This window comes from Vibrio sp. 10N.261.46.A3, from assembly GCF_041472995.1.
Lineage (GTDB): Bacteria > Pseudomonadota > Gammaproteobacteria > Enterobacterales > Vibrionaceae > Vibrio > Vibrio coralliirubri.
The window spans coordinates 1-1,277 of sequence record NZ_JBFRRH010000200.1; the positions used below are offsets into that span (position 1 = coordinate 1).

The window sequence follows — 1,277 nt, forward strand, 5'->3', positions numbered from 1 at the left end:
CTTTTGGCTCTAAAGAGTATTGTAGTGGCATAGTGAATTTGGCCACCTGATTAAGAGGTGATGTATGATCATCTCAAGACTAAAACAGGTGACATTATGACTAAGCGAGATAGACGCACTTTTAACCAAGAATTTAAACTTGAATGCGCTCAACTGGTGCTTGATCAGGGGCGAACTTATAAAGAAACCTGCGAAGCAATGGGTATTGGAAAAACCACGCTAGAAAGCTGGGTAAGGCAACTCAAAGTTGAAAGGGCTGGCAAGACACCCAATGCATCGCCGCTAACTCCAGAGCAAAGAGAAATTCGCGACCTTAAAAAGAAAATCAAGCGTATTGAAGAAGAAAAGGAAATTCTAAAAAAGGCTACGGCTCTCTTGATGTCAGACTCCCTGAACGGTTCTCGATGATCGAGAAACTCAAGAAGAGCTATGCAGTGAAACAGCTTTGCGAAGTGTTCGGGGTTCATCGCAGTAGTTATCGTTATTGGGTAAACAGAGATAAAGCTCTAGCGTCAGAGCGTGTACTTCTTCGTGCCGAAGTTCGACGAGCTCATGAGATTAGCAATGGTTCAGCAGGAGCGAGAACCATTGCTGGCATAGTGACAGCAAGAGGTATTCCACTTAGTCGTTATCGTGCAAGCAAGTTCATGAAAGAACTCGATTTAATCAGTGGTCAATTACCAAAATATACGTACAAGAAAACACCGCAGGAGCACGTTCATATACCGAACCATCTTAATCGTCAGTTCGCGGTAACTGAACCGAATCAAGTCTGGTGTGGGGATGTGACCTACATCTGGACAGGACAACGATGGTCTTACCTAGCGGTTGTTATTGACCTATTCGCTCGAAAAGTCATTGGCTGGGCAATGTCTAACTCCCCAGATAGCGCATTGACAGGTAAGGCGTTAACCATGGCCTATGAGAGCCGTGGGAGACCGTCTGGCGTGATGTTCCACTCGGACCAGGGTTGCCACTATACGAGTAAGAAATATCGTCAGTTGCTATGGAGATATCGAATTAGTCAAAGTATGAGTCGTCGAGGAAACTGTTGGGATAACAGCCCTATGGAACGTGTGTTCAGAAGCTTGAAGACGGAATGGGTACCAAAGAATGGCTATAGAAGCTTTACAGAGGCGTGCCAAGCAATAACAGATTATCTGGTTGGTTATTACAACCAGTATCGTCCACATCAATATAACGGTGGATTAACACCAAATGAGTCGGAACGACAGTTCTGGTTCCCTTATAAAACTGTGGCCAGTTTTACTTGACCA

General features: G+C 44.6%; 1 protein-coding gene. It reads left to right on the forward strand.

The genetic code is table 11. The features are described from left to right. Positions 1-96: 96 nt before the first annotated feature. A protein-coding gene (locus AB4484_RS26640) for an IS3 family transposase (RefSeq protein ID WP_372081047.1) occupies positions 97-1,274 on the forward strand; the annotation gives its coding sequence in 2 pieces (ribosomal slippage) (positions 97-355 and positions 355-1,274; 1,179 coding nt in all). Positions 1,275-1,277 lie beyond the last annotated feature (3 nt).